At 40.8% G+C, this 9,907-nt stretch carries 10 protein-coding genes, 1 tRNA gene and 1 pseudogene; 5 read left to right on the forward strand and 7 right to left on the reverse strand.

Annotated features, from left to right (window positions below; genetic code table 11):
- Positions 1–154: 154 nt before the first annotated feature.
- Positions 155–1,093 carry a DUF6472 family protein gene (locus tag JCM10519_RS28890; RefSeq protein WP_347843841.1) on the reverse strand — a complete coding sequence of 313 codons (939 nt, stop codon included), beginning with the start codon at positions 1,091–1,093 and terminating at the stop codon, positions 155–157.
- Positions 1,054–1,410: an acyltransferase family protein gene (locus JCM10519_RS28895; RefSeq protein WP_347843842.1), complete on the reverse strand. Its 357-nt coding sequence runs from the start codon at positions 1,408–1,410 to the stop codon at positions 1,054–1,056. The genes JCM10519_RS28890 and JCM10519_RS28895 overlap by 40 nt, the downstream gene beginning before the upstream one ends.
- A gap of 152 nt (positions 1,411–1,562) precedes the next feature.
- Between JCM10519_RS28895 and JCM10519_RS10805 the strand changes: the two genes are divergently transcribed.
- Positions 1,563–1,634 (forward strand) — tRNA-Glu (locus JCM10519_RS10805).
- Between the two features lie 289 nt (positions 1,635–1,923).
- On the opposite strand, the pseudogene JCM10519_RS10810 reads toward JCM10519_RS10805, so the two are convergent.
- The 5 genes and pseudogenes from JCM10519_RS10810 to JCM10519_RS10835 form a co-directional block, all read right to left on the reverse strand.
- Positions 1,924–3,335 (reverse strand): annotated as a pseudogene (locus tag JCM10519_RS10810) (lipase).
- Positions 3,336–3,658: 323 nt separating this feature from the next.
- On the reverse strand, positions 3,659–4,267 hold the full coding sequence (locus JCM10519_RS10815) for a DUF3793 family protein (RefSeq protein ID WP_347843843.1): 609 nt from the start codon (positions 4,265–4,267) through the stop codon (positions 3,659–3,661).
- A 395-nt stretch (positions 4,268–4,662) separates the two neighbouring features.
- A complete protein-coding gene (locus JCM10519_RS10825; protein ID WP_054739103.1) occupies positions 4,663–5,115 on the reverse strand; it encodes a hypothetical protein in 453 nt (150 codons plus the stop codon).
- Positions 5,112–5,438: a hypothetical protein gene (locus JCM10519_RS10830; RefSeq protein ID WP_054739105.1), complete on the reverse strand. Its 327-nt coding sequence runs from the start codon at positions 5,436–5,438 to the stop codon at positions 5,112–5,114. Before JCM10519_RS10830 ends, JCM10519_RS10825 begins: the two co-directional genes overlap by 4 nt.
- Entirely contained in the window at positions 5,410–7,095 is a 1,686-nt protein-coding gene (locus JCM10519_RS10835) for a methyl-accepting chemotaxis protein (protein WP_054739106.1), read from the reverse strand. The genes JCM10519_RS10830 and JCM10519_RS10835 overlap by 29 nt, the downstream gene beginning before the upstream one ends.
- A 283-nt stretch (positions 7,096–7,378) precedes the next feature.
- Here JCM10519_RS10835 and JCM10519_RS10840 point away from each other — a divergent pair, with 283 nt between their 5' ends.
- The 4 genes from JCM10519_RS10840 to JCM10519_RS10855 all read left to right on the forward strand — a co-directional run.
- Complete coding sequence (locus JCM10519_RS10840; RefSeq protein ID WP_054739107.1) at positions 7,379–7,663, forward strand: hypothetical protein; 285 nt, start codon at positions 7,379–7,381, stop codon at positions 7,661–7,663.
- Between the two features lie 165 nt (positions 7,664–7,828).
- Complete coding sequence (locus tag JCM10519_RS10845; RefSeq protein WP_054739113.1) at positions 7,829–8,122, forward strand: hypothetical protein; 294 nt, start codon at positions 7,829–7,831, stop codon at positions 8,120–8,122.
- Between the two features lie 104 nt (positions 8,123–8,226).
- The gene (locus JCM10519_RS10850) at positions 8,227–8,727 is read left to right on the forward strand and encodes a hypothetical protein (RefSeq protein WP_054739115.1); all 501 of its coding nucleotides are present in this window, start codon (positions 8,227–8,229) and stop codon (positions 8,725–8,727) included.
- On the forward strand, positions 8,691–9,907 hold a 1,217-nt coding region (locus tag JCM10519_RS10855), incomplete at its 3' end, for a 6-hydroxymethylpterin diphosphokinase MptE-like protein (RefSeq protein ID WP_347843844.1). The genes JCM10519_RS10850 and JCM10519_RS10855, both read left to right, overlap by 37 nt.

Genomic DNA, 9,907 nt, shown 5'->3' on the forward strand with positions numbered 1-9,907 from the left:
AAATTTTCTTCATATTTGGCCGATATACTGAAAACATCAGAAAAAGATGTTGCCAACATACTTTGAGATAAAAATTTTTTTTCATAATTGCCGGTATTCCTCTATGGGATACCGGCTCCTCCCTTTTTTTAGGGCTTCTTTTGATTCTGTCTTCTTACATCTGCTTTCTCACGACCGAGTATTCATCCCCGAATTTAAAATGTGGACAGCTTTTATAAGAATTGCTTAAAAACCGTATCATCTCATCCTCATCCAGATTGATCTCGCACTCATAGCATTCGTATTCCTCGTTATAATCATAGTGTATACAATATTCACACCCCGTCTTCCGGTCCATGTTAATCTCTCCTTTTGCCTTTCTTCCTTCTATAATAAACCGCACCCATTGTATTTTTTTTAAAAGCCGTCCCACGGTTCCGTCAATGACCCAGGCAGCTGCCAGGGAAATCAGAAACGTAAGGATGGTCTCGCAAATGATCCTGGGCACAAAATAATGTCTTATGAACGTCTTTTCCACAAGACCACGGGCTGCCTGCCCCAGGACCAGATAATGGATCAGATATATGGAATAGCTGTACCGGCTTATGCAGCCAACAGCCTTTGCAAGGACAGGCGCCTTTATATCCCCGAAATGTTCAAAAAACAGAAAAACAGCCGCGGCCATTGCCATCATTGTGGGAGCCAGGTCATGGAGCCCCGGCGTAAAGGATGGGGTAACACATTTTTGAACCATTGTGATGCAAAAGCCGGCAATGCCGAGAATCCCAAAGGGAAGATAACTGCTGCTGCCGTACAGGCGCTTTAATGCATATCCCAGGACAAAATAGATAAGCCAGCCTTTAAATACCATATACTCAAGGCCCTCTCCCACATCCAGGCCCAAAGCTGGAAGATAGGTGCAGATTCCCTGGACAATCACCATAAGCACCAGGAAAAGCTTTAAATCCCTGTCACTCATTTCCTTCATCATACGGGCTAAAAAGGGCGCGCAAAGGTACAGTGCCATGATCACATACATGAACCACAGATGGGGGGTCATGGGAATGGTTCCTGTTAAAAGCCTTTGCCAAAAGCCGCCAGATGCTCCTGCCACCTAAGAGGTTCCACTGCCAGATAAATGTTATAATACCAGTAATAAATCCCGCTGTAGCATACAAAGGGGATAAGAATGGTCTGAAACCGGCTCCAGTAAAATCCAGGAATATCCTCTGTTCCAGATTTTAAAAGGAACAGGCCGCTTAACATAAAATAAATCCCTACAAATGCCAGAAGCACCGGCAAAATAGCTGCCGAAAACAGCCACTGCCTGAAATTCAGCGTCTCTGCAGGAACCGCATGAACCATGATGATGGCAAAGACCGCAAGGGTCCTTAAGTAATCGTACTTCACTTCCCGCTTTTTAAGCTCCATATCTCTTCCTCCCTGCTTTTTCTGGGTTTAGAAAAGTATAGCATATAAAATCCGATTTTGACAAATTTTTTTATTTTATTAAAAAAAAGTGTAGACAAACGGAAAATCCTATGGTATTATAATGAAGCTGTCAGAGATGACATGCATAAAACGGCCTATTGGTCAAGCGGTCAAGACGCCGCCCTCTCACGGCGGAAACCCGGGTTCGATTCCCGGATAGGTCATAATTAAAGCACTGTATTTTCCTTGTATTTACTGGGATTATACGGTGTTTTCCTTTTTATAATATTAATACACTTGATTGAAATTAGCACATAAACCAACGACAACACCTGCTGGAATGAGAAAAATTGGAATGAGAGAAATTCATTGACATCCTAACGGTGAGTTTCAACATTTCCTTAGATAACGGAGCCAGGAATTGCCGGAAGGAAAAAAACTTCGTAAATTTTAGTATAAAAAAACTAGCTTACCTTAAATAGGATAAGCTAGTTTATCTTATTATTCATCTATTTACATTGACAAATTATTTAAAAATCTTGCATAATCCATATACCAGTCTTTAACGTTACCAAATGTGCCTACTATGTCCATATGGTCTGTATTTATGATTCTAGGCATTGCATTCCATTGTCCTATTTTAGCCCCGCCATTGAATTGTTCAATAACATCATCAGAACCTAACTTAGGTCCATCTTGACTAATACAATTTACAATCCCATCATTTGGGAACCATTTTTTATCAATGATAGGAAGACCTTTTTGATTACGTGAATATTTTCCAATTAAGTTTGCTGTTGGATAAAATACAGGATTCATTGGTCCAATTTGTGCTATAGAATGACCTGTAAGTATCGATTCTTTAGTTGCTTGCGTTGTCCAGGAAAAATAATATACATCTGGCTGAGCTTTTACCCATGTATTAAGCTCTTGCGCACCTTCTGTGGATAAATCATAAGTTGCTATATCCTTTGTGCTATTCCAGATATTGCTTTCTAAAACCCGTTTAATATAATCACGCTGAGATTCTCCATTTTGCTTTTTTTAATCCCCATTGATCTAATTTTAAATCATATGCTGCACTGAATAAATTATTTTTACCAGTTATTGTTCCTAATACACCAAATGTATAACTTATTAAATCCTTTGATGGCATTAGATCTGATAAAGTTGTACCATCATTCGGTGTAGATATGGTGCTGACGCTATGAATCCAATGCTTTCCACCTTCAAATAATGATGAAATATTTTCTTGTCCGCAATTTATTTCCTCTTCGCTTCCTTCACTTAACAACTGTGTAAGTGTACGTATGGTTTGTCCGCCCATACTATGACCTATTAAATGTATTTTATTTTCATCGCTTATATCTTTATATAAACCTGGATATGTCCTTCCATATCTATTATGTTTAAACTTTTTTGCATGAGCTTCTCCATAATCTGCTGTTCCACCTACTATATAAGCGTAAAGTTCACAAGCACGGTCCCAGTTACTGGATACTGGACCTACTGTTGCTGTATAAGTCTCATGCCCTGAGGCATTTAACTTTTCTTGAAGATCAACTACTCCGCCCCAATATTTATATCCTAATAATTCATCCCTTCCAAAGCCCATAAAGCCATGAACTAAAACAATTGGATAATTATTTCCCCCTACAAGACTCCTGGCGCTAACTTCCGGAAATTCTACCGGAAACTTTAATGGAGGCATTTTATTTATATCTTCTTCACTTTTAACTTCTTCTGCCGAATCTATTAAATCGTCTAAATCGTCTAATGTAGGTATTTTTTATTGTCTCATCTTCCCCTTTTACTTCTTTTTCAACAGCAGGTGCTTCCACCTTCTGTATTTCTTGTGCCTTTGGTTCCTCTGCTCTTGCAATCATTGAAAAATTTGTTATTGCCATAGAAAATACTAATAACATGGTAGTTGCTTTTTTTTAAATTTTTTTTCATTTCACATTTCCCCCCTGATTCATTTTTTTAAGTAATTAAAAACATTAAAACCATTGTAATACTAGATACTGATTGATGTAGCTTTTTCATATTAATTCCTCCTTATAAACCTTAACATATCAGACATTTTTTTACCAAATCAATATGAAATCTGTACTTTAATAAAAATTAATAAAACATTAAGATTTAAGCAATAATCAGTCATGTATTTATTATGCAAAAATGTGCAAACAGCAAAGCCGTTGCATAAGCAAATGAGTAATCTGCTGAGCAACGGCCTTTTTGACATTCCTTATTTTCCGGAAGAAGCCACAGTAAGCTGCCAGATGGTCCTTCCATTCTGCCACAGGTGCACATACACTGTCCTGCATTTCTGATACCTGGCAAATAGTTTAACGGCCTCACACTCATTGGAATAAACCTTCCAGCAGCCGGTGCATTTACAGTTCTTTCCCCCGTTTTGGATAAATCCCACCACATCTCCCAGCGGATAGCCGAGAAAAACCCCGATTTCATGGGGAAACTCTCTTTCCTGGTTCAGCCTCTCCTTAAGCCTTTTAAGGGCAGCCTCCACCTCCATATCCTCATAGCCGTAGGCCTGTAGAAACGTCCCCACCTCCGGCCGGCTTAGATCAGCCTGCAAATGGGCTTTCCGGTAGACATAGATCAGAGCTTTGTCCCCCCGCCGGCATAAACACAGCAGGGATATTCCCTTCCCTTCCAGCTGGCTGTTAAGGCCTGAAAGCTGGTTTTCCAGCTCCATTTCCGATGAAAAGGGATGGCTGAATAGGTTTGCCGTCTTAATGGAAGCCAGCGTGGGGGAACAATATTCAATTAGATTTTTTTCCAGAAGCATATCCGTACCTCCGCCTGCTTTCCTGCTCCATGAAGCTTCCTTCACAGGAATTACTCTGTTATGATTATTATAAGCAGCATCGGCTTGGATACTTTTCCAATTTTTGTCAGAATTTCTTTATTTCTTTCATACTTTCTTTAGAACTCGGTCAAATTTCCTTCACAATTATCCTGTATGATAATATTATAAACATAAAGGCAAAAGAAAGCGGTCAGAGCGCTTACATATATGTTTTTTTCTAAGTCGGCAGAGTTGCCCTGAAAGGCTTCTTTGCCGGCTCAACCTAAAAATAAAGGCCGGAATAGCCGTTATTGCTTTTCCAAAGCTTGAATAACACATATAACAAAAGGACCGCTGCCCATAGGTGAGTAATCATCTATGAGGCAGCGGTCCTTTTTTCTTTGGGAATAAAACTATTAGTCATTCCCGGATCTGCAAATTTATTTGTCTGATTCAACGATACCGAGAGAATCATCTCCCTTTCTTGCCTTTTCCATGAGAAGGGAGGCCATTTTCTGGAAATTGCCGCCCGAAACAGAGGCTCCGCTTACGGCATCTATTCCCACGTCACTTTGAGCCGCCAGGAAATTCGCTGCATAGGTACGTGTATAGCGGTTGGGGTATGTCCCTTTTTTATCCAGCATATTGCGCATATAGGGGATGTCCCAGGATTTAATGAATCCGCTTGAATTTTTGGCATTGTACTCCACCGTAACGATCTTATTGCCGCTGACGCGGATGGTAACAAATTCCTTCCAGCCATTGTTGTAATCCGACATTTCTACCGTGTAAAAGCCATCCACCAGCCTGCTCTCCTGCTTTTTACAGCCGCTTAGGGAAAATACAAGCATAAGGACCAGGAAGGCCGTTAAAAAGCGTTTTCTTTGACTCATTCTCCATCCCTCCCTTCGGAACCGGAACGAAGGCGGAAGCGTCCTGACATTTCTTCAAGGCTTTGGGCCTGCTGTGCCAGATCCCCGCTTAGAGAAGCCACCGAACTGCTTGATTCAAGATTTTGACGTGCCAGCTGGGATATCCGGGATATGTCAAGAGAGGCATTTTCAAGGCTTAATTTCTCATTTCCCACAAGCCTTGCCAAGTCTTCTGTTATTTCATAGGTCTGCCTGGATATATCCGTCAGTTCATTTAAGAAATGAGCGGTTAGATCGGCATACCTGGCCCCCTCTTCAATGGCCTTTTGGGAATGTATGATCATTTCGGCCGTACGCTTTGAGGATTCCGCGCTTTTTTTCAGCAAGGTCACGGATTTCATTTGCCACTACGGCAAAGCCTTTTCCTGCTTCGCCTGCATGGGCAGCTTCAACGCTTGCATTAAGGGCAAGCAGGTTTGTCTGGAAGGCTATTTCTTCAAGGAACTTCGTGATTTTTGTTATTTCAGCCGCATTGTGGCTGATATTCTTCATTGCCTGAAGAGTATTTTCCATATGTTCATCACCCATTGACAGCTTTTCCATGGACTGCTCCATGAGTTCACGGGCAGTTCTTGCATGCTCATCCACAACGACTATGTCTTTTGATATGGAATCAGTCTCCTCAACAAGCCTGTCAATGGACATGGACTGGTGGCCGGAAGACTCATTCATAAAGCGGGCGCTTTGAGATACATCCTGGGCCGCATGGTTTAAGGCTTCCGCCGAATGCTGAAGGTCATTGATCAGCTGGTTTAAGAAATCTGTAATATTATGAATGGAGTCCTTCATGACCACAAAGTCTCCTGCAAACTGATCGTTTACGCTGACGTCCAGATTTCCGGCGGAAAGATGTTCCAGGGCATTTTGAAGCTGGGAAATGTATCCGCTCACCTGTTCAATGGTATCCTTCAGGGAATTGGAAAGGGTCTGGGCCTCGTCATTTGTCATCATCACTTCCACAGGACTTGTCAAATCTCCTTTAGCCAGCTTCTGTATCCGCTCTGTTACGCTTCCAAGGGACTTTGAGATTTTTCCTGCAAAACGGGCAATAAACAAGATTGCAAGAAGGGTAAGGGTCATGGTGATGCCTATATTGATCATAACGGCACTATTTACTATATTCGTAAAGTCTGATTTGGGAGTTATGATGGCCAAATACCAGTTAGCGCCCCGTACAGGCGCATAAACCACAAGAGTGTCCTTCCCGTCCAAGGACACGGAAGCTGATCCGACCCTCCCTGATTTCATTGCATCAAATACTTCCAGAAACTTTGCATTATCCTTATAAAGAGAATATACATTCTCTCCGCTCCTGATAAAATCCGTATCAGGATAAGCCACCACCTGCCCGTTTCCGTTCATAACAAAAGCGTGGCCGCTGTAGCCGATATGTATGCTGCTGATCACGTCATCAAGCATATCATACTTATAGCTTCCCACCAGATAATAGGTGTTATTCTTATCTGTGGTTATGGGCATTCCCACCCATACTTCAAGCCCATTTTCTCCCACAGAAGTATCCCCGATCACAAGATTTTGGGTTTCCTCCATCATTTGATACAGATCACCGCCTGAGATATCGGCAGGACTGTTTCCTTTGCCCGTGTATAGCCTTCCATCCTGGGTGTAAAGGGCCAGCCAGACAAATTCTATGCCAGATGCAGCCCTGTCAAGAACCTGGTGCTTTTCCTCAAGGGCCGCTTCCTCTGATGACAGTTCATGATTTTCCCCAATCATAAATATACGGTCTGCCATGATATGCAGACTGCTTTCAATGCTTTTTGAGGCAGTTTTTGCAAAAGGTATAAGAGTTTCCATCAATGTGGCATTGGTCAAAGACATGGCGGATACTGACAATACAATGGTTGTGACCACAGAAATAATTATGGTAACACTCAATGTGTTTAAAATGATTTTCCGCCGAATTCCTTTTAAATTCATAAATCCTCCTTTGTATTGTTACAAAAATAATTTATAACATATAAAGTAATATAACCGATTCTAAATAAAAAACAATAGTTTTGTTGAAATAAAAACCTTTATCGGGAAAAATTGTCACATTAGTTATATAAAACTGTTAAATTAGACGCAAAAGCAAGGAATTGTATCTACATACTGATCCCCTCCTCCTCCCCTGTCCCCCTGACAGTCACTTCCTGTATCTGAGGACATACTATATATAAGAAATACGTATTTCTACAACTTGTTAAAAGGGGGCAACCTTATGGCTAATTACAAACCGATAGCAAAAACAATCTCAGCTGCTTCTGCAATTTCAGGAGTACTGGTTCCTGCTAATCTTTCCACAACAAGCTGGGGGTTACTTTTAGTAAGAGGTTCTGCATTATTCAGCAATACGATCTTACGAAGCGGTGCTGTGGCGGTATGGGAAAGTACAAACCCTACCACTGCTGCTCCAAACCGGGAAACATTTACTGATGCAAATGCGATTTATGGCATTACCTGCAGAGCCGGGGTAAAATTGATATTTAAGTTCTATGCCCACTAATTTTTAAAAAGAGCGCCTCAAAGGTTAAAAATCCAACATCACGCTCACCAAATAAGACGAATTCAAGCTAATATTAGAATATCTGGCATGTATGGGATTTGGGAAGGAACCTTTGGGGCGCCTTTCTTGCAATGTAACATCATTTTATAACAAAGGAGGGGGAAAATGCCGCAAAAAATAATTTTAACAGGCTGTCAGATCATTTGCTCCGGAATCGTAACAACAGATTTCACCTTATCAAATACACCGTTTCTATTAATCACGGGAACCGTATACAGCCCAACAGGAACGCCTCTGCCAAACGCTGCCGTTGAAATACTTCTTGTAGATAGTTCCCATATTCCTGCTGAGGAAAAAAGCTTAGGCGTTACCTTTACGCTTCATGATGGTACTTATGGAATATCGCTTCCCAGGATTGATAAAAAGCAATACAAACTGATTGCTTATTCGCCTGTATAAACGGGAACTAAAAGGCCAATCAACACGGAGGTTATTATGAAAAAATATAAAACATTGGATGGATATCATGTTTATCAGATAAAAAAGAAAAGAAATTCTTTTTTTTGGCGGACCGGCTTGATTACAGAAAAGAGATCAATGAATTATTGGCTACACTGGATGATTTAAAATTTGATTCCCTGATTTTTCTATTTGGAATTGATACGGGAGAATACCTTCAAGATATGAAAAAATTACTGTGTGATAAAAACAGAGTAATTATTTTTGAACCAAACCCTGGAATCTTTAAAAAATTCGGTCCAAAAATTGCAGACAATATAAGCCTTGTTCTGTATGAAGAAAATCAGGTAAAACAAATTTTTGACTATACCATTGATTTTAAAAATATCAACAATATATACTTTCATGCATTCGGGAACTATTCCAGTGTTTATAAGGAAGAATACGGCCGTTTGATTGAGCATCTGGATTGGACCATCATCAATGCAGCTTCCCAGGTGGAGCTGGCAAAGCGCTTTAAGAAAATTTTTATCCAGAATATGACCGCTAATATGAAGATTTTAGATCAGTGCACTCCCATTCACCACTACAGCTTACCAACTTAAATGTTCCCGCCCTGGTGGTATCCGGAGGCCCTTCCCTGGATTCAAATATTAAGGATATGCTCAATCATAAGGATATGCTGGACCAGTATTTTATCATTACCGGAAGCCGGACTGTTGAGGCTTTGACTAAAAACGGGATCCTTCCTGATATGATCGTATCCGTTGATCCGGTTGATGCAAATTTTGATATGATGAAGAACTGCCTGAACCTGGAAGTGCCCCTTGCCTTTTATGAATACAGCAACAGGTATTTAGTAGGAAATTATAAGGGAGATAAAGTCTTTCTATCACTCCTGTTCTCACAGACAATAGAGGGCTTTGAAAAGTACCAGGGGGTGTACTGCGGAGGTTCGGTTGCCCACGCCTGTATTGATATCGCAAACATGATGGGCTGCTCTCCCATTGTATTTCTGGGCCAGGATCTTGCCCATACCTATAATAAGCATCATGCGGACAGCGCGGTTTTTGATTATGATAAGGGCCTTCCCTATGGGGCCACAGCCATTGTAAAGGATGTATACGGAAAACCAGTGAGAACCACCATTACCCTGGACCATTACCGGCGGAGGCTGGAACATTATATCGCCATTTATAAGGACCAGAAACGGATCCGTTTTATCAATTGTTCCTATGGAGCGGAAATAAAAGGCGCCCCTCATAAGGAGCTGTCGGATGTATTTAAGGAAGAAACAGCAGGTAGGCCAAAAAACAGTTGTATTCCAAAACGGGATATCCATATAGACAGCAGGAAGACCATAGACTCCCTCCTTAGCTTCATCGATGAATACAGGGTAAAGGCCAGTCAGGGGCTGGAATTATGCGATATCATAATCTCTGAGAACCAGACAAAATCCCTGCTTAAGGTGGAGGAAACGGATATTGATCTGCAGCGCATCCTATATATTCTGAAAATTGTAAACGAATTCGAAAACGCTGCAAATACCAGGTATTTCGGAGGATATCTCAGTGAATTCATTTTTGATATGAAGGAAAATACATTTGATATGTCTGCTATGGATTATGAAATGCTGACCTCTGACCTGCAGCACCAGGCAAGGGCCTTTCAGATATATTTTAAAAAAAATGAAAGTGATGCTGAACGAAGTAAAAGAAACCATTTTGGAAACGGTAACAGAATTCTATGGAACGCATATAGTTTAATAAAAAAAAGGAAAAAAAA

The organism is Clostridium sp. NkU-1 (assembly GCA_001312405.1).